This window comes from Marinobacter sp. G5_S1_61_S3 (assembly GCF_054968585.1).
In genome coordinates, this window is sequence record NZ_JBQKUK010000013.1 from 155694 (window position 1) to 175018 (window position 19325).

17 protein-coding genes are annotated in these 19325 nt (G+C 57.1%); 6 read left to right on the forward strand and 11 right to left on the reverse strand.

All coding sequences use genetic code 11. The features are described from left to right. Positions 1-16: 16 nt before the first annotated feature. Both dapD and dapE read left to right on the forward strand, forming a co-directional pair. Positions 17-1045 carry a 2,3,4,5-tetrahydropyridine-2,6-dicarboxylate N-succinyltransferase gene (dapD, locus tag ACTRWH_RS14425; RefSeq protein ID WP_007151797.1) on the forward strand — a complete coding sequence of 343 codons (1029 nt, stop codon included), beginning with the start codon at positions 17-19 and terminating at the stop codon, positions 1043-1045. After that, positions 1032-2180 carry a succinyl-diaminopimelate desuccinylase gene (dapE, locus tag ACTRWH_RS14430; RefSeq protein ID WP_228210839.1) on the forward strand — a complete coding sequence of 383 codons (1149 nt, stop codon included), beginning with the start codon at positions 1032-1034 and terminating at the stop codon, positions 2178-2180. Before dapD ends, dapE begins: the two co-directional genes overlap by 14 nt. Here dapE and ACTRWH_RS14435 read toward each other — a convergent pair whose 3' ends face one another. Beyond that, positions 2181-2399 carry a SlyX family protein gene (locus ACTRWH_RS14435; RefSeq protein WP_007151799.1) on the reverse strand — a complete coding sequence of 73 codons (219 nt, stop codon included), beginning with the start codon at positions 2397-2399 and terminating at the stop codon, positions 2181-2183. A 244-nt stretch (positions 2400-2643) separates the two neighbouring features. On the opposite strand from ACTRWH_RS14435, the gene ACTRWH_RS14440 reads away from it, so the two are divergent. Next, on the forward strand, positions 2644-3225 hold the full coding sequence (locus ACTRWH_RS14440; RefSeq protein ID WP_036206100.1) for a cold shock domain-containing protein: 582 nt from the start codon (positions 2644-2646) through the stop codon (positions 3223-3225). A gap of 71 nt (positions 3226-3296) precedes the next feature. Here ACTRWH_RS14440 and ACTRWH_RS14445 read toward each other — a convergent pair whose 3' ends face one another. The 4 genes from ACTRWH_RS14445 to ACTRWH_RS14460 form a co-directional block, all read right to left on the reverse strand. Next, entirely contained in the window at positions 3297-3674 is a 378-nt protein-coding gene (locus tag ACTRWH_RS14445; RefSeq protein ID WP_036206097.1) for a hypothetical protein, read from the reverse strand. Continuing rightward, the gene (locus ACTRWH_RS14450) at positions 3646-5052 is read right to left on the reverse strand and encodes a hypothetical protein (protein WP_228210838.1); all 1407 of its coding nucleotides are present in this window, start codon (positions 5050-5052) and stop codon (positions 3646-3648) included. The genes ACTRWH_RS14445 and ACTRWH_RS14450 overlap by 29 nt, the downstream gene beginning before the upstream one ends. A gap of 54 nt (positions 5053-5106) precedes the next feature. Further along, positions 5107-6513 carry a mannose-1-phosphate guanylyltransferase/mannose-6-phosphate isomerase gene (locus tag ACTRWH_RS14455; RefSeq protein ID WP_228210837.1) on the reverse strand — a complete coding sequence of 469 codons (1407 nt, stop codon included), beginning with the start codon at positions 6511-6513 and terminating at the stop codon, positions 5107-5109. 120 nt (positions 6514-6633) lie between these two features. After that, positions 6634-7074 carry a VOC family protein gene (locus ACTRWH_RS14460; RefSeq protein ID WP_228210836.1) on the reverse strand — a complete coding sequence of 147 codons (441 nt, stop codon included), beginning with the start codon at positions 7072-7074 and terminating at the stop codon, positions 6634-6636. Between the two features lie 77 nt (positions 7075-7151). Between ACTRWH_RS14460 and ACTRWH_RS14465 the strand changes: the two genes are divergently transcribed. After that, positions 7152-8096 (forward strand): DUF1853 family protein, encoded by a 945-nt coding sequence (locus tag ACTRWH_RS14465; protein WP_421861577.1) that lies wholly within the window; start codon positions 7152-7154, stop codon positions 8094-8096. 11 nt (positions 8097-8107) lie between these two features. On the opposite strand, the gene ACTRWH_RS14470 is transcribed toward ACTRWH_RS14465, so the two are convergent. Then, positions 8108-9169 (reverse strand): GGDEF domain-containing protein, encoded by a 1062-nt coding sequence (locus ACTRWH_RS14470; RefSeq protein WP_421861579.1) that lies wholly within the window; start codon positions 9167-9169, stop codon positions 8108-8110. A 192-nt stretch (positions 9170-9361) separates the two neighbouring features. Here ACTRWH_RS14470 and ACTRWH_RS14475 point away from each other — a divergent pair, with 192 nt between their 5' ends. Continuing rightward, positions 9362-11239: an MFS transporter gene (locus ACTRWH_RS14475; RefSeq protein WP_228210834.1), complete on the forward strand. Its 1878-nt coding sequence runs from the start codon at positions 9362-9364 to the stop codon at positions 11237-11239. A gap of 141 nt (positions 11240-11380) precedes the next feature. Beyond that, positions 11381-12253 (forward strand): substrate-binding periplasmic protein, encoded by an 873-nt coding sequence (locus tag ACTRWH_RS14480; protein WP_228210833.1) that lies wholly within the window; start codon positions 11381-11383, stop codon positions 12251-12253. A 6-nt stretch (positions 12254-12259) separates the two neighbouring features. Here the strand turns inward: ACTRWH_RS14480 and ACTRWH_RS14485 are convergent, their stop codons facing one another. From ACTRWH_RS14485 to ACTRWH_RS14505, 5 genes are all read right to left on the reverse strand, one after another. Continuing rightward, complete coding sequence (locus ACTRWH_RS14485) at positions 12260-12643, reverse strand: hypothetical protein (RefSeq protein ID WP_228210832.1); 384 nt, start codon at positions 12641-12643, stop codon at positions 12260-12262. Between the two features lie 172 nt (positions 12644-12815). Next, complete coding sequence (locus ACTRWH_RS14490) at positions 12816-13112, reverse strand: contact-dependent growth inhibition system immunity protein (RefSeq protein WP_075194505.1); 297 nt, start codon at positions 13110-13112, stop codon at positions 12816-12818. Beyond that, entirely contained in the window at positions 13109-17911 is a 4803-nt protein-coding gene (locus tag ACTRWH_RS14495) for an RNase A-like domain-containing protein (protein WP_228210831.1), read from the reverse strand. Before ACTRWH_RS14495 ends, ACTRWH_RS14490 begins: the two co-directional genes overlap by 4 nt. Before the next feature lie 14 nt (positions 17912-17925). Further along, a complete protein-coding gene (locus ACTRWH_RS14500) occupies positions 17926-18708 on the reverse strand; it encodes a DUF4123 domain-containing protein (RefSeq protein ID WP_136633646.1) in 783 nt (260 codons plus the stop codon). Next, a partial coding sequence (locus tag ACTRWH_RS14505; protein WP_462826531.1) for a bacteriophage T4 gp5 trimerisation domain-containing protein occupies positions 18701-19325 on the reverse strand: 625 nt, incomplete at its 5' end. The genes ACTRWH_RS14500 and ACTRWH_RS14505, both read right to left, overlap by 8 nt.

A 19325-nucleotide genomic window follows, 5' to 3' on the forward strand; every position in this document is an offset into this window, starting at 1 on the left:
AACCAGGAGCACATCAATGAGTTTTGCATTCGGAATTGGTATCGGCACCCAGAACAATCAGGGCGAGTGGCTGGAAGTGTTTTACCAGCAGCCGGTCATCACCCCCGATAACGGCCTCATCGAAGTGGCTCAAAACGTTCTGGATTACCAGGGAGGCAATCAGGCGGTATCGGTGACGCCCGATCAGCTCAAGGCGCTCTCGGACGGATTACGACAGCTGGGCCAGATGGAACAATCCGCCCTGGCGGGCAAAGCTGCCGAGAGCCGGCGCCCGGTCGTGGTGACCCTACTGGACACCGACGACACTGCCTCCAGCACGCCAGAGGTCTACCTCAAGCTGCACCTGATCTCCAGCCGCCAGGCCAGACCCCATGAGCTGAAACTGGACGGCATTTTCGGCCTGCTGCCAAACCTGGCCTGGACCAGCGAAGGCGCCATCGACCTGAACGAACTGCCAGAGCGCCAGCTCAAGGCGCGCCTCGAAGGCCGCACCCTGGAAGTGAAGTCCGTCGACAAGTTCCCGCAGATGACGGATTACGTGGTACCAAAAGGCGTGCGCATCGCCGACACTGCCCGTGTTCGCCTGGGCGCCTATGTGGGTGAAGGCACCACCGTGATGCATGAAGGCTTTATCAACTTCAATGCCGGCACCGAAGGCACCAGCATGATCGAAGGCCGCATCTCCGCCGGCGTGATGATCGGCCAGGGCTCGGACCTCGGCGGCGGCTGCTCCACCATGGGCACCCTGTCTGGCGGTGGCAACATCATCATTTCCGTTGGTGAGAACTGCCTGATCGGCGCCAATGCCGGTATCGGCATTCCCCTGGGTGACCGCTGCAAAGTCGAAGCGGGCCTGTACATTACCGCCGGTACCAAGGTAGCGCTGCTGGACGACAACAACGAACTGGTTGAAGTCATCAAGGCACGGGATTTGGCCAACAAGCCGGATCTTCTGTTCCGCCGTAACAGCCAGACTGGCGCGGTTGAATGCAAGACCAACAAGTCCGCCATCGAGCTGAACGAAGAACTGCATGCAAACAACTAATTCCGCAGAGCTTTCCCCGACCCTCAAGCTCGCCGTTGACCTGATCCGCCGGCCATCCGTTACCCCGGACGACGCCGGCTGTCAGGAACTGATGATGTCGCGGCTCTCTGCCCTTGGCTTCAAGGGCGAGGCCCTGCGCTTTGGCGAAACCGACAACCTTTGGGCCCGCAAGGGTTCGGAAGGCCCCCTGCTGGCGTTTGCAGGCCATACAGATGTTGTGCCCACCGGTCCGGAGAAAAACTGGCGTCATCCGCCGTTCGAGGCGGTGATTGACGATGGCTTTCTTCATGGCCGGGGCGCAGCCGACATGAAAGGCAGCCTGGCGGCCTTTGTCACAGCCTGCGAGCGGTTTGTGACAAACCATCCCGATCATCGGGGCTCCATTGCCTTGCTGATCACCAGTGACGAGGAAGGTCCGGCCCAGGACGGCACCGTGAAAGTGGTGGAAACCCTGGAAGCCCGGAATGAGAAAATCGACTGGTGCCTGATTGGTGAACCGTCCAGCACCCGTGAGGTGGGCGATGTCATCAAGAACGGCCGTCGGGGCTCGCTCCATGGCTATCTCACAGTACAGGGCATCCAGGGGCACGTAGCCTACCCGCACCTGGCGGAAAACCCGGTTCATACCGTTGCCCCGGCTCTGGACGCCCTCGCGAAGGAATTCTGGGACAATGGCAATGATTTCTTCCCGCCAACCACCTTCCAGATCACCAGGATCGAAGCTGGCACCGGGAGCAACATCATCCCCGGCGAGTGCCTGATTCACTTCAATTTCCGCTACTGCACGGAAAACACAGCGGAAAGCCTGGAAGAAAGAGTGGTTGCCATTCTCGACCGCCACGAGTTGAAGTATGACCTGCAATGGCATCTGAGCGGTCGGCCATTCCTGACCGATAGTGGATCGCTGGTCTCGGCGGCACAAAGTGCCATCCGTTCCGTCACTGGCCGGGAAACCGAGCTGTCTACCTCGGGCGGTACGTCGGATGGACGCTTTATCGCTCCGACCGGCGCCCAGGTTCTGGAACTTGGCCCCATCAACGCCACCATCCACAAAGTCAATGAGTGCGTGAAAGCCGCAGACCTGGACACCCTGTCAGAGATTTACGAGCAGGTACTTGTGGAACTGCTGGCCTGATCAGTAGTGGGGAGGAGGCGTTTCGTCCTCCTCCTTTCTGATGTTCGATGACGACACTTCCTTGAGCTGAGTGTTCAGCTGCTTCTTCGCCTCCCAGAGTTCCCGGATATCCAGCTCCTGACGGGCCACCTGCTCGCTCAGGGTATGAATGATGTCGTCCTGGAATGCCAGACGCGTTTCCAGTTCGTCCAGCCGGGCTTGCAGATCTTTGTCGCTCATAAGGTTTTTGGTTCTCCGGGAAGGATTCCCATCAAGGTATTGTGTGATCAATTTGGTGTCGGCGGACACGCCGCTTGGTCAGCGCTCCCCGTTATCTGGTATCATCCCGCTTTTGCCCGCCGGGGAACCTGCAAGACCCGTTTATGTCCTGCTGGCCCCAGCGGTTTTCACCGCCGGAGACCCGATTTTACCCGATATCCGGCTCTTTATCGTTAGCGTTAGATGAATGGAGAAACTTCAGTCCATGCAAAACCCAGCAAAAGCGATCGTCCTTGCTCTCCTGGTCGCGATTCCGTCACCTTTTATCCTCGGTTTTCTGTTGGTGACTTTCACCCCGGAACTCTTCCAGATTCTGTCTCAGGCCGGCACTAGCGAGGAAGCAACCAGTACCACGTTTGTATTGGGCAGCGCCCAGGGCATCGCAGCCTATATTATTGCGGTTGTCCTTTTCGGCCTGGCAGGCTTCGTTACCGTCGCTCTGGCAGCCAAGAAACCCTCAGCCGTGAAGCAGCAAGCGCCTCGCGCCAGCACGGCACCTCGCCAGCCGGCCCCGCGCAAGCAGCAATCCCAACCGGATTACGAGGATGACGATGACTACGACGACAGCACCCCTGAAGGCAATGAGGAAGGCACCGTCAAGTGGTTCAACGTCAAGAAAGGCTTCGGGTTTATCGTTCGCGATAGCGGCGATGAAGTCTTTGTACACTTCCGCGCCATTCGTGGCCGTGGCCGCCGGGTATTGCGCCAGGGCCAACTGGTCCGGTTCAGCGTTGTCGAAGCGGACAAGGGCCTTCAGGCGGACAACGTGTCCATTCTGAGCGACTGATCCACGAGAACGTGCATCACAAAAAAGGGGGCAGCCAACCGGCTGCCCCCTTTTTTATTGCTGTGAAGAACTCAGTTCCAGACCGCCAGTTGCTCTCCGCGCTGATCCAGCCGCCACCATTTCTCATCCTCCACGGGCTCCCCTTCTTTCCAGTCACCGGGGCTGCAGCGAATCTCGGTATCCATGGCGCGCCAGGCACTCCGGGCGCAATCGAGGTCGGACACCCAGGGCAGATCCTCACCCTCCAGGATCACAGAGGTGTATCGCTTGCCACCTGCACCGGGGTACAGATTAATGCGGACTCTATGCGCCCGATAATGAGCTGATCCTTTCACCGCCCTGTCACCCAGCGCGTCATCCCTGAGCTCAATGTCGTCCAGATGACTGGCAAGCCAGCTCGATACCGCTGACGACTCCAGGTCACGAATGTAGATTTCGAGATCCCGCACCTTCTGTTTCTCCTGCCGGTTGATCACAATGGACCACATAGTGAACCGGCCCGGGGCGGGCTGCAACCCAGCGTTCGAGTTCATGGCGAAGGTCATCGATTTTCAGGGTCCTGAGCGTACCCTCTGCTTTTCGCTCATGCCACGCCACCTCCGCCGCCGCACGCTCAACGGCCAGGCTTTCAAGGGATCGCTCCAGTGCCTCTGTCGGTTGTTGCCTGGCCATTGCCACCAGTGACTGTCGCCGCAGCGTATCGGTTCTACCAGCGAGCGCCATACCCTCAATAGGGCCTCGTTCGGCAAACAGGTTCAATCGGGCGGCTGCGCGCTCCACCCACTGGATCATACCGCCAGGAGACCCGACCAGCCGACTCCGGCTTGAGGCGGCATAGCGGATAAGCGCCTGGGACAACTCTATGTTCCAGCGCTTTTCAATCGCTGGTTGATGAGCCGTCAGGATGGCAACCTTCTGGCCGGTACTCGTGCCGGGCATGTCAAAGATATCAAAATCCCGCCCCAGGCAACGCTCCAATTGCCCAACGGCAGCCTCTGCTTCCGGTGAGCCTGGCCCCAGCATGACCACGGGGCCCGGATATCCGGTAACCAGACTGCGGGCCACGCTGAGCTCGGGCGCCATCATTGCAGCCAGGTCCGCCGGAGAAACGTTATCCAGAACCAGCGCGGGATAATCCTTGCAGTCGATGCCTTTGGACGGGATGGCGGGATTCTCACTGGCCATGATTTCCGCCTCATTGCGAAGGTCCAACCTTATAAAACCGCAATACAGGAACGGCAATAGAGCCTGTAACCAACTGGTTTTACCGGTGCCTCTTGACCCTTTCACCCACACCAGTGCTCTTGGAACCGAGACCAGGGTAATCGATACATCTTCCGCCAGCTCCAGCCATTCCAGGTCTGTAATCACAACGGGCGTATCGCCTTTGTCGGAGGTTTCGGCGACTTGCTGCTGTTCGTCCGCAGCGGGCCACCGGTCGACCAGTTCCAACACCGCAACGTAGGCTTTCTCCTGCAGGCGTTCGGCGTTACGAGTCAGCACCGACAACAGGATGGGCCAGTCCAGCCAGGGGGCATTGCTCAGTTCGCGGGCAGAAGAAAACCAGTACATGAGCTGTGAGGACAACTGGCCCTCTCCGCCCACTTCGGTCACGATGGGTTGCTCACATTGGATAGTGCGGGTCAGTTCGTCAAGATCAACACTGCGGCTGCGCAGGAATCCGCAGATGGCAGGTTCACCATCCAGCAGCGCCAACAGGAAATCCTCAACGGTGATGGCATAACCACCTCGCTGGGCAACGCTGTCACGTGCCCGTTGCAGTGCGGTTTGACAGAGGGGGCTCAGGCATCCTTGCCAGTCTTCCATTCACTTCTCCTTGTGTTGTCGGGCATCATCCTGATGCCGTTTCATGTAGATCAATCAGACCCGGTTGTAGGTGTCCTCGAAACGCACAATGTCGTCTTCACCCAGGTAGCTACCCGTCTGCACTTCAATCAGTTCCAGGGGAATAACGCCAGGGTTGGTCAGCCGGTGGGTCACACCCAACGGAATGTAGGTGGACTGGTCCTCGGTCAGCAACAACACATCGTCGCCGCGGTTGACCGTGGCCGTTCCCTTCACCACCACCCAGTGCTCGGCACGATGATGATGTTTCTGCAGCGACAGCGACGCGCCCGGCTTAACCGTAATGCGCTTGACCTGGAAACGTTCCCCCATGGCGATACCTTCATAGGTACCCCAGGGGCGGTGGACCTTCTTATGGAAGCGGTGTTCATGGCGGCCCTGAGCCTTGACCTGGGCAACCAGCTTCTTCACATCCTGAACCCGACCACGATCGGCCACCAATACCACATCATCCGTTTCAACGATAACGTGATCCGTAATACCCAGCGCCGCAATCAGACGGCCCTCTGAGTGAATGTAGGAGCCGGAAACGTCTTCGGTAATCACATCTCCCCGGCACACGTTGTTGTTCTCATCGTGGGGCTGGATATCCCAAAGCGCGGACCAGGAGCCTACATCCGACCACCCGGCATCCAGGGGCACCACCACCGCATCGTGAGTCTTTTCCATCACCGCATAGTCGATGGAATCATCCGGGCAAGCCCTGAAGTTCTCGGCACCCACGCGAGTGAAATCCATGTCAGCGTTGCGCTCCTTCCAGGCAGCTCGGCAGGCTTTCATCATCTCGGGCTGCTGGCTTTCCAGTTCTTCAAGGTAGCGATCAGCGCGAAACAGGAACATGCCGCTGTTCCAGAAATAATCACCCTCTTTCAGATACTGGCGGGCGGTGTCTTCGTCCGGTTTTTCCACAAAGGCCGCTACATCGTTGTACCCTTCGTGGGCCGCGCCGGCCTTGATGTAGCCGTAGCCTGTGTGAGGCGCGCTGGGCACAATACCGAAGGTAACCAGTTTGCCGGAACGGGCGGCTTCAGCGCCCTGACTCACCGCCTGGCGGAATACATCCTGATTCTTCAATACGTGGTCAGAAGGCATCACCAGAAGCAGCTCTTCCGGGTTTTCTTCAGCAGCCGCGAGGGCCGCGAGGGCAATGGCCGGGGCCGTATTGCGACCGACCGGCTCGAGGATGATCCCGGCGGTACGCTCCGGTGCCTGAGCCTGCAAATGGGCCGCGACCACAAACCGGTGATCTTCATTGGTGATGGCCAACACCCGGGCTTTGTCATCCAGTGCCAGGCCACGATCGATCGTTTCCGCCAGCAGGGAATCGTCAGACACCACAGGCAGAAACTGCTTGGGATAGGCTTCACGGGACAACGGCCAGAGACGGGTGCCGGAACCACCAGAAAGAATCACTGCGAGCATGGGTCGTCCTTGTCTTGAATTTTCGCGAATTTTACCCCAAAAACCGCCAACCTGTCCTGCCAGTGGCGATTAAACCGGTTCTAACGTGCAAACCTTCACACCTTCGTACCAGGCGCCGACTTACCAGGTGCCGGTGTTTTCCATACTGGCCCAGGGTTCCTTCGCTGGTAGCGACTCCCCCTTCTGGAGCAGTTCAATGGAAATGCCGTCCGGCGACCGGATAAACGCCATACGCCCGTCACGCGGGGGACGATTGATGGTAGCGCCGTTGGCCTGAAGGTGACTACACAATGCATAGATGTCGTCCACCCGATACGCCAGATGCCCGAAATTGCGACCACCAGTATATTCTTCCGGGTCCCAGTTATAGGTGAGTTCTATCATTGGAGCCCGCTCTTCCCTCGCCCGCGCCTCATCCTCGGCAGCCGCAAGGAAAACCAACGTAAAGCGCCCCTTTTCACTGCTCTTGCGACTGATTTCCACCATACCCAGTAGCTCGCAGAAAAAGTGCAGGGTTTTTTCCAGGTTGCTGACCCGGATCATTGTGTGAAGGTACTGCATATCGCCTCTCCTGATGCGTTGCCCCGAGGCCTATGACGGGGACTGATCAAATCAATGGTTTAGGGTATCCTGCCAGAATGAACCGACGCCCTGAAACCACCGCCCATCTCCAGTACCGAGTTCCAGCCGTGCGCCACTTGGCGTGGATGTGTCATGCTCCCCAGCTTATCAGTTCTCCCATGGGTTTTGCCCCGGAAACTTACCTGCCGGATGATGCTGAAGAGCGCCTGAAGGTATGGGACAGTGCGCCCGAACTTGGCCCGGAGGTACTCACGGAACCACCGGCGCGACGGCTTGGGCACTATTTCGAGCGCCTGTACGAATGCCTGATGCAGGACCTCCTGGGCTGGGAGGTTATTCTCAAGAACCAGCCGGTCCGCAGCAACGGCATTACACTGGGCGAACTCGATTTCCTGGTCCGCAACCCTGCCGATAACGTGGTCGAACACCACGAAATTGCCGTGAAGTTTTACCTCGGCCATCAGAATGACGGTCAGGCGAGGCCACTCTGGTACGGGCCTAATACTCGGGACCGTCTGGATCTCAAAACCCAACGTCTGACCGACCACCAGAGCCAACTCACAGCAAGACCCGAGACCCGCAACCTTCTGGCGTCCCTGGACATCCAAACACCCGTTCGTCCACGGATTTTCATGCCGGGGTATCTGTTCTATCCCCTGGATATGCCCCTATCGCCACCGGAGTGCATCCCGGTGGGACACCTGCGTGGTGACTGGCTCTATATCAGCGATCTGGACGAAATGAATGCGACGGGAAACGTAACGGCCGCCGACGGAAAACGATGGATTCCGCTGGTTAAACCTCACTGGCTCGGCCCCTGGCGCCAACAAGAGACCCCCGATCCACAGAGCACCGAAGACGCATTGGCCGTCGTTCGATCGGCCGGTGTCCCCCGCCTGTTTGCAGTGCTGGAGCGGTCGCCAGAGGACGGCTACTGGAGTGAGACCTCCCGGGTGTTTGTGGTTCCGAGTACCTGGCCTGGAGTGCCTGATCAGCGCTGAACTGCCGTTGGCTATATCGTCTCCAGTTCCACACGATTCCTGCCGCCCTCCTTGCTGCGATAGAGTGCTCGATCCGCACGACTGATGGCGGAATTCAGATTGTCGCCCGGGCGCAACTCACTGACGCCTGCACTGATGGTCAGATCGATGGATTCGCCGGTCGTCGCCAGCCAGTCATTGGCCAGAAGCGCCTTGCGCATACGCTCCGCACTGGCCTGGGCGCTATCCAGGCCAGTATCTGGAAGCACCGCGAGAAACTCCTCACCACCCCAGCGGGAGATCAAGTCCTGAGTACGCAACTGGGCCTTGATAAGGTTGGCGACTTCAATCAATACCCGATCACCAACCTCATGTCCGTGCCGGTCATTGATGGCCTTGAAGTGATCAATATCAAGCACCAGGAACGCAACCGGGCGCCCTGTCCTCTGGAAGCGCGCCAGTTCCTTTTCCGCAAGCTCGGTCATTTGGCGCCGGTTGAATAGGGCGGTCAAAGAATCGGTTGTCGCCATCCGCCGCAGTTTTCGGTTTGCCGTGGTCACCATGGTGAGGTAGAAAAACGACAGGTAACTGAACATGGCGAACACCACACTCAGGTTAAACAGATAAACCGCGAGCAAGGCGCCAGGGGCAATGGGCTGTAGCGGCTCGATAACCCACATCACCAGATAAAGAGTGATGTAATAGCTCCACAGCGCCACCAGAAAGATCACCGCCGTTCGCAACGCCATGCTAACGAACAGCGCCGGAATGAACATCAGCAGGAAATAGTGAAAGCCGCTCTCCCAGCCGATAAGCAAAACGCCCAACCCAGCGTGGATAATCACTTCCGCCCAGATCAAGCTCATGGCCAAGCCATTCTGCTTCCTAGCCAATGCCCGGTAGGCCACCACGTACATGGTGACGCTTACCACGTTCACCCACGCCAATATCGGTGAACCGAGAAGATGGAAAAGAAAGAAGAACGCCACATCAACCGTGGCGGCAATCTGGCAACAGCGCTTGGCCACCTGCCAGAATTGCGGACGACGCTCCCTGATGGGTTCCCTGGCAGACATGGGTTTGGGCCGACTCATAAACAGTGATTTCCAAAACGGTTATCTTCAGGTTACCCCGAAAATTACCAGCCTGCTCACCACAAACGTTAAATACTGAAAATCTTTGAAACACCCGTACGAAGCGTGAAGCTCATGCAACCAGAACCCTGTTTCAGTAACCCGTTTGTGGCAGAATATTCCCCATCAACAACGAGATGATGGATCACTAGCATGGACGACCACAGCCAGTTCCGGCTGCTTTCAGAGCGACGCTTTCTGCCGTTCTTCCTGACCCAGTTCTCAGGCGCCTTTAACGACAACCTGTTCCGCAACATCCTGCTGTTGCTGATTACTTACACGGCTGGTGGCCTGCTGGGCCTGCCCATTGATGTGGTGGTCAACATCGCGGCGTTGCTGTTTATCCTGCCCTTTTTCCTGTTTTCAGGTATCGCTGGCCAACTGGCGGACAAGTATGAAAAGTCCCGTGTGATTCGCTGGGTAAAACTCGCGGAGATCGCCATTATGGCGCTGGCCGCCGCCGGGCTCTGGGTCGGCTGGTACGAATCGCTGCTGCTGTTATTGTTCCTGATGGGCGTGCAATCCACCTTCTTCGGCCCGGTGAAGTACGCCATCCTGCCCCAGGTGCTTCGGGACGACGAACTGGTGGGCGGAAACGCGCTGGTGGAAATGGGTACCTTCGTGGCTATTCTTGTGGGCACACTCGCCGCTGGCCTGCTTATGGGCAGCGACCAACCGGAGAAACTCGCAGCAATCGGGGTCCTCGCCCTGGCCGTCATCGGCTACCTGGCAGCGCGGCAAGTCCCGGTGACCGGCACCACCAATCCCGACATGACCATACGCCTGAACCCACTGCGGGAAACCTGGCATCTGATGCGCCTGGCCGCGGAAAATCACTCGGTGTTGCTGTGCATTATGGCGATTTCCTGGTTCTGGTTCCTCGGCGCCGCCTACCTCACCCAGTTCCCCAGCTTTGCCCAGACCGACCTTATGGGTGATGAAACCGTGGTCACCCTGCTGCTGGCCATCTTCACCATCGGCATTGCGTTAGGCTCTGTCGCCTGCGAACGGCTTTCCGGCCATCGGATAGAACTGGGTATTGTGCCCATTGGCTCCCTGGGCATCAGCCTGTTCGGGCTCGACCTCTACTTCAACATGCCCGCCAACCCGGTACCAACCGACTGGTGGATGATGATCAGCGACAGCCAGCACCGGCAAGTGGCCATCGATCTGCTGGGGATCGGCTTTTTTGGTGGCCTGTTTATCGTGCCCCTTTACGCATTTGTGCAACGGGAAACCCCGGAGGAACGGCGCGCCCGTGTTATTGCGGCACTGAACGTGTTCAACGCCCTGTTCATGGTGGTCAGCGCCATCATGGGCGTAATGATGCTGGGCGTGATCGGCCTCAGCATCCCCGAATTCTTCCTGGTACTGGCCATCATGAACCTGATTGTGGCGGGCTTTGTGTACCAGCAGGTGCCCGAATTCGCCCTTCGTTTTATTGTCTGGGTGCTTTCCCACACTATTTACCGGGTACACCACGAAGGCCTGAATCGCATTCCCGAGGAAGGACCGGCACTGCTGGTCTGCAACCACGTCACCTACATGGACGCCCTCGTGATTGCCGGCGCGATCAGGCGGCCTGTCCGATTCGTGATGGACTACCAGATCTTTAAAACGCCGGTACTCGGCGCGATTTTCAAGCTTGCCAAAACCATTCCCATTGGCTCCCGCAATCGGGTACCGGAGATCTACGACGCCGCCTTCGAGCGCATTGACGAAGAACTGGACGCCGGCCATGTCGTCTGCATCTTTCCCGAGGGCCGCCTGACCTCCGACGGTGAGGTAGCCACCTTCCGCGGCGGCGTGGATATTATCCTGGAGCGACGCCCGGTACCAGTCGTTCCCATGGCCCTGCGAGGCCTGTGGGGCAGCTTCTTCAGCCACTGCGGCGGGCCTGCGTTGAAACATCTTCCCAAGCGCTTCTGGTCGCGGATTGAACTCATTGCCGGTGAGCCAGCAACCGCGCAGGAGGCCAATGCGGAAATGCTGGAAGAAAAGGTCAAAGCCCTGAGGGGCAATCACCGCTAGGCATCCCCAAAATCGACTGGTTGTAATGATCTGAGCGACTGCTACTCTTTGACTATCATCAACTTCTAGTGCGACCGATCGATGACGGTGTTGTGAACCACCCCCGCCATCCGGCCAGCACCTGCTTTGGTGGATGGACAGATGTTTAAGCAGGGATCGCCCAAGCACGATCGACGACTCATTCGGTTGATCAGGCAGCTATTGAGTCACCTCTACACTACCCTTACCAGTGCGCTGATGGCCTGCGCCCTCGCCTTGCCGCTTCAAGCCGACGAAGCGGCTCCGACCATCAGGCTCACCAATGGGCACTGGCCTCCCTACATGGAAAACACACCACCTCATTACGGGGTCATTTCCCAAATCGTCACCCTGGCCTTCGCCAAGAAAGACATTCCCGTATCCTATGGCTTTTTCCCTTGGTCCCGCGCTCGCCTTCTGGCGGAAAAAGGCCGGTGGGACGGTTCAGTTGCCTGGACCTGTCGAAAGAAATTACTAAAGCATTTCCACTTCAGCGACCCAATCGTCGCCCATAACTACGCCCTGTTTCATCGCACCAGCATGGATTTCGACTGGGAAGACGTAAAAGACCTGGAGAGCTATCGCATAGGGCTGACCCAGGACTACAACTACGGCGAGGAATTCGAGGAAGCCGTCGCCGCCGGCACCATCAGTGCCGATGTCACCACCTCCGACGAATCCAACTTCCGCAAACTTGCGGCTGGCCGAATCGACCTGTTTCCAATGGAGCCCGCCGTGGGCATGGGCATGCTGAAAGAGCTCGGCCTCAGCGGCAAGATCACCTTCCACACCGCGCCGCTGCAATCGGATTACTTGTACCTGATCCTGTCCAAACAGGTGCCAGAAAGTGAACGGTATCTGGAGAAATTCAACGAAGGGCTCAGTGAATTGCGAGCGTCTGGCAGGCTGGAGGAGTTGATTACAACCTCACTGCCGGATTTGCCGGCTAGGTATCTGGTGGTGGAAGATGGGGATAAGGTGCAGTGTGTGGAGTGAGGTCGACTACAATGCCTTTCCAGATTGGTCTATTGCGGGTGAAACTGAAGGACGCCGAGTTACGATTACACCAATCACCTTTTCCGGTATGCCCTCAAAATAAAGCTTGGCTGAATAGTCAGCTCCTTTGAAACCAATAAACTGAATGTTTTCACTTTCGGAAATACTAAGTTTCTCAATTGTTGATTCGAATCCCCAATTCTCAAATCCCGCATTCAGAACTGAATCGTAGTGTATTTTCATCTGCTCAGCCTCCTGCTTCGGCTCGACACTGACAGGAGCTGAATTCAAGAATCTAAAATCAGATGATAGTACTACCTCATTTAACAACGAACTATCCACTTCTTTGATATAAATGAACACAGCATTCTCTATGTCCGCCGCCATCATAAAAAATTACCTAATCGACATCTGTAAACCAAAGCCCCTACGCGGGCCAAAAATGGCTTCCAGTTGCCAATCCAACTGGCAAGATGCAGGAGTCGTATATGCTCACACTAGCAGGCATTCTCGGTGCATATCAGGTGACATACTTCCATTGCAGAACCGAATCCATCACCACTCACTTGATATCAAATGAAACTAGCAAAAACTCCAACCACTCTCTACTGCTATATCCATCGAACTCATATTCATACTCATTTCCCAGTGCAAAAAGCTTATCTTTATATTCCTCCTCTGACATATCTTTATTTAGTACCTCTTCTATAGCTTCTTTAGCAGAAACAATTTTCCGACGCGACTCATTCTTCAAGATATACTCTATCGCCTCTTTCTCAGAGGAAAATTCATCCATCCAATCTTGATGAAAATAGCCGCCTAGTATCTGCTCAAGATCTTCAAATCCAAGCTCACTCATAATGTGGGGAACCCTGTAACGATTCTGTAACCTATAGACATTTTCGGATCACGCTCCAATACGACCCTTACATTACTAGCAATGCCAGCAGCCGCGTCGCCTCGTCTCACTGAAATACCGACAGTCTCTTCCAGCGAATGATTAATAACAAGCCGTCGTTCATCACCACTAAGAAATCGTTCGATGCCGCTGTCATTTACCTCTAGCGCCTGACTAACTGCTCTTTCTGCAGCAGGACGATCCAGAAAAGACGATGCACCGCTGATTCGTCTATTTTGCTCTACTCTTGACAACAACTGTTGCTCTGATTGCCCAACATGCCGCTCCAATAGATGACCGCCAGCCTTTTCATGGCTCATGAGTCCACCACCAGGAACAATCGGGCTGTAACTCCCCTGTACTCCCGGACAATCCCCTTTTACCGAGGTTAACCCCAACGGATCCACCCACCCCGTAGGATTCGGAACATATTGGTAGTTATTCAATCCGCCCGCAAGCCCAATCGGGTCCGGGGTCAGGAAGCGCCCGGTGCTGGGGTTGTAGTACCGGTGGCGGTTGTAATGCAGGCCGGTTTCCGGGTCGTGGTACTGGCCCTGGAAGCGGATCGGGTTGTCGATTTCGTTGACCAGGGCGCGGACGACGTTGCCGTAGGCGCGGTAAGTCACCGACCAGACGAGGTCACCCTCGGCGTTGGTAATCTCCTGGGGGGTGCCCAGGTGGTCCAGGTGGTAATAGTAAATGCTGGCCTGTTCGGGGCCGCAGCCGTCTACCAGTGCCAGGGGTTTAAAGGTATCTGGCTCGTAGACGTAAGTGCGGTACTGGTCGCCGGTTTCCTCGGCGATCAGGCGGTCGCCCTGCCAGAGGAATTCGGTTCGTGTCAGGCCGTTGGTTTTGGCGATGCGGCGGCCGAAGGCGTCGTATTCGTAGTGCCAGGTGCTGCCATCCGGTTTGGTGACGCTGCTCAGGCGATGTTCGCAGTCGTAGGTGTACCAGGTAACCAGTTTCTGGTCCCTACCACGGCGTTCTTCAGTCAGGTTGCCGAATTCGTCGTATTCGTAGTGGCAGTCACCGTGCATGGTGAGCCGGTTGCCGCGTACGTTGGCGGTGTTTCCACTGGCCGGGCTTTGGCTTTGTTCCAGCAGGTTGCCGGCTGGGTCGTGGATCAGTTGTTCGTAGAGGTCACCTCGCACGCCAACCAGCCTGTCCATGGGATCGTAAACGTATTCCCGCAGGCCTTTGCGGCTGTCCTGGATGGCCTTTAGGTTGCCGTTTGGATCGTACTGGTAATCCCGCTGGGCAGCGATGTCCTTGATGCGGCCCTGGTGCACCCGGTGCTGGGTCAGACGGCCTTCTTCGTCGTAGACATAGGCACTCAACAGGTCGCCCTGTTGGCGTTCGATTTCCTCGCCGGTGGAAGCCATGCGATGGCGGGTTAGTGGTTTTCCGTTGAGGTCGATGCCGGACAGAAGGCCAGCTTTATCATGCTGGTAGGTCAGCGACTGACCATCCGGGAGCACCATGCCGCGCAAGCGGTCCATCTCGTCGTATTGGTAACGAAGGGTCGCCCAACCCTGGTGCTCCGTTTTCAGTAGGCCGAATTCATCGTACTCAAAGGCCAATGGCCAGCGCCCGTCATCCACAGCGGTCAGCTTACCGTCGGCGTTGTAGCCGTACTGGATTTCACGGCCGTCTGGCAGCACTTTTTTCAGTAGTTGACCGAGCTCATCCCGCTCGTAGGCCGTGGTCTGCAGTACGTCTGTGGACGTGCCGTACTCAGCTTTTTCGATCAGGTGACCGTTCAGGTCGTACTGGTAAGCCGTCCTGTGACCGTCGAAAGCCGTTTCCTGTTTGACCAGACCATTCGGGTAATAGTCGATGCGATACTCTTCACCACGTTCGTTCTCGATGTGGGTGAGCAGGAAACGGTGGTGATCATACCGGTAGCGCAATTCGCTGCCGTCCGGGTTAATGCGTCGGGTCAGCAGGTGGAGGTTGTTGCCGTATTCGTAGCAGGTTTCCCGGCCCTTCTCGTCAACAAAACGCGTTACTTTGTTGTAGTGGTTGTAGTGGTACTGTCGGCGCCGGTTGCCAGAGAGAATTTCGTCCGTCACCCGCCCCAGGCCATCGTACTGATAACGGGTAATGGCGCCACGGGCGTCTTTCTTGGCCAATAACTGGCCAAATTCATCGTACCGGTATTGGTAGAAAGCACCGGTGGGGGTGGTTTCCTCGATCAGTTGGCCGTGGTTGTTCCAGCCCCATTTGTGGGTTCGGCCATCGGGCAGGTTTACCTGTGTTAGCTGGCCCTCAGGGTTGTAGCTGTAGCGGGTCACCCGTCCCTTTGGATCGGTTTCACGGGCGAGGTCACCGTGCTGGGTATAGTCGAACGCCCAGGTCTGGCCGCTGCGGTGGATTTCCGCGATCCGCCCTTTGCGATAGGTGAAGAGAACAGGCTGGCCGTCGGGGCCGGTTTTACCCTGCAGGCGTCCGTTGCTGTCGTATTGGTACTCGGTGCGGGCGCCCATGGGGTCAACGGTGGCCTGCAGGCGGCCTTTTTCATCGTACTCGCTGATGTGTTTGGCACCGTCCGGGTCGATCTTTTCCTGCAGTTGCGCTGCACCGTCGTATCGCCAAATCTCCTTGCTCCCGTCGACGTAGCTGACGGTGCAGCTGTGGTTATCGTCGTCCCACTCAAACCGGGTATCAATCTGGGCACTGTCGCCCCATTGGTGAATGCAACGCCCTTTGGGCGAGCCTTCGTCCCATTCCAGATAGAAGCTGTATCCGCCAGCAAGCTGACGGCTGGTCAGCATGTGGTTGTCATAACCGTAGCGTTCGATACCACCGATCGCATCTTCAGCCGCGATCAGGTCATCACCGTCATCGTAGCTGTATCGGCGCTCGGTCCTCAGCGCCTGCCACTGGTAACCGGTGTCGGTCAGCTTACGTCGCAGGCGGTTGACCGCTTTGAGATAAGGGCCGTCAAATTCGAATGCGAGGGCGTCTCCAGCATCACTGACCACTCGCTCCAATTGGCCGTGGAGGTCATAGCCAACCTGCAGTTTGTTGCCGTATCGATCGGAAATCTGCACCAGCACACCACGATCCCCCTCCCGGCGGAAGTGGTAGCGTGGTGCTTTCTCCCCGGCGCAGGCAACAATCTGCTCGCCGTCTTTCCAGGCGGCCATGCCGGTCTGAGAGTTGGTGCCAAAGGGGGTGCTATCCAGCTCAGGAAGACGGGTATTCTTACCTTCGTGGTCATGCCAGGTGATGCTGTTGCCGTCAAAGCTCAGGCCATGGTTCAGGCTATGGCGCCAGCCGTAACCCATATCCAGGCGCCGATCACTGCTGCCGGAGCGATACACCCGCTTGAATTCAAAGGGCAACGGGCCGCTGAGGCGCGCATCCGTCAGCTCAAGCACCTCTTCACCAGTAACCGTGCTGATCGGGTCTTCCACGCTTTCCGTGGATTCATTGTCCTGCGTGACCCGGCCCTGATCGGTTTCAGAGGGTGATGGATCATCCCGGACCAGAGCCTTGCTGGCCTCACTGGCGGCAGCATGATCACGGCCTCCAGCCTGCAAGTTCACAACCTCGTCATCGTCAGCAATCTGCTGATACATCGCATTGCGGTTTCGAACGTCCGGACCGGGCTGGGTGCTGGACGGGTTCAGGCGGCTACCGCCGGCCACCTGGATGGCGCGGTGATTGGTACCGATATCCTCCATGAAATCCTGGAACTCCCTGGCGAACTGGCCAAGAAATTCCCCGAGAATATTTTTGTTGGTGCGTGCGCCATCCGCCACGTTCATCGCACCAGCAACCGCTTTGCTGCCAATACGAACACCATACTTGGCTGCCAGGCCGGCACCTCCGGTGATGATCAGCCCAACCACTACGTCGAACAGGATCTGCCCAACCAGCTCGCCCGAGACTTCAGCTACCTGAGTGGGTGACAGAAGCCTGAAATACTGACGGACGGTGTACATCACCAGGAACAGGAAGATCTCGTCGTTAGCCACAAGGCACGCCTTGAGATAGGCATCGTCGGCTTTTTTCAGCGTCTCCATCTGTTCCTGAAGATCGTCTGGCAGGTTGCTGAAGTCGTAATCCAACAAACCGCAGATTACGTCGTAGATACGACGGATATCATCCAACACGGCGGTAAAGCCATCCGCGATGCCTTCCTGAAGACGGCCGTAAACGGCCAGCGACTGTTCCGTGGAGCTCATTGACAGATAACTGTCCCATTCCTGGCGGGCGCCGTTGTTCCAGGTGCTTTCCAGCAGAGCGCAGCAACGGTCTACGAAGCTCTCGTAGGTTTGATAGAGCGCATCCATCTCCGCCTGGGAGACATCAGGAGACATCACCACCCGGTATTCCTTTCCGGGAGTGACCGGCACTTCCGCAAGGCCATTTTCATCCGTGGTGCCGCTGTGAATCGCGTCCCAGCTATCGAATATCCATCCGGTATTTTCCTGAATCTGGAAACGCGTGGACGGTATCGGAGTCTTGCTCACGTTCTCATGGAAGTGGGCAATCTTGATTTTTCGGGTTTCCTCGCAAGGCGCAACGGTGGACGAGACAATCTCGTTTTCACTGACGTCCTCACGGTTGTTCTCACCATTGACCTCCAGAACCTGCTCATGCCCCATGAAGATCGATGAGAACCAGCCGTCACGCCAGTCATCGTAGGAATTGGAAAGGGATTCCCGAAGCTCCCGGGTAATGGCATTGATATCCGGAAGTGCGCCGGATGTCTGTTCTGAAGCCTGAAGAGCCGTCCGTGACTCGATCATTGATTCATCCTCAATCAGTGTGCGCCCTGCAATGCCTCACGCATCAGAGCTTCGTGTATGGTTTGCACGTGTTCCGGAGACAGTTCGGTGATGGCGTCACCGCTGGTCAACCGCCGTAAATGACGTTCAACTTTCTGGCGGGCGATGGGCCCAGGATACCGAACCAGGGGCGTCTGCTTTTTCTTGCCAAGCGCCGAAACCGTATTGTCCACCAGCTGCCCCCAGCACAGGGCTGCAATTTTCTTCAGAGCTTCGGCGGGCAGAACAAACCATGGAAACTCTTCTACAGGTTTGGCGGTATCCGGGGCACCCGGGTGCTCAATGACCTCGCCTCCAGGCAACACCACGGTTGCTATCGGCCCCATCAATTGGGCGCGGCATGTCTCATCAACGCTTTCCAGAATCGCGCCAAAATACCGTGCGTCCCAATAGCGAAAGAACACCTCTTGTCGGTCTGGCAGGAGAATCTTGGTCAGGCTGCGGATGTGGCTGAACACCTCCTCCAGCGTGGCGTTACTCACTAATCCCCAGCCCCAGTCGGCACTGTCGGATTCGTCGATCCAGCCCAGGAATGCGCTTGTTTCCGTTACCTGTGCCAGGAATGGCATGACTTCGTGCCACCCCGCGTATTGAGTGCCCTGAAACAGCGGAAGGGCGGTCAAGCCATCCATGGCGTAAAAATGACGAACAGGCTTCGAAGCACTGGTGCCACTCAGTACAAGATAGATGGCGCTTTCGGGCCCAGCCTGCTGACGAACATCGTCAAGACGTGTGCAAAAACCTTGCGATTCAGACATCACACACCCCATCTCGACACTTCACGCACTCTTCACAGAAAGGTGCATCCGACATCAGGTTGTTGAACTGTGGTGCGGTGAGGGGCACTTCGGGCAGCGCTGCTGGCTCAATGGCCTGATGGACCAGCCCCTCCAGGTTCTGGGGCATTTCCGCCATCACCACACCTTGCCCGGAACCACTGCCCGGTGCCCCACCAGAGTTGATCTTGATACCGGGCCCTGCCAGGGTCACGCCGCTCGGGTCCAGTTTCAGCAGGCTGCCACCGGCGGAGATGGTGAGTTCTGCACCCGCGTCCAGCACCACTTTGGCGCCTGCCTTGTGGTGAACTTCGGTGCCCGCTTCACTTAGCGTGCCCTGGGCGGATTTCTGGTGGAAAGTGCCACCGATGTTCTGACTGCAGTCGCCGCCGACTGTCTGTCGCTTCTCACCGTCCACAGTGCAGTGGTCGCTGCCCTTGATATTGCTGAACTCGTTGTTGTCCACCGTTCGGTGGCTTTCGTTCTTAACAACCTCGGTGCGATTGTTCTCCGTCAGCAGGTCCAGGTCTTTCTGGGCGTGGACATAGATCTGTTCCTTGTCCGCTTCGTCCTCGAACCGCAGTTCGTTGCTGCCCTCA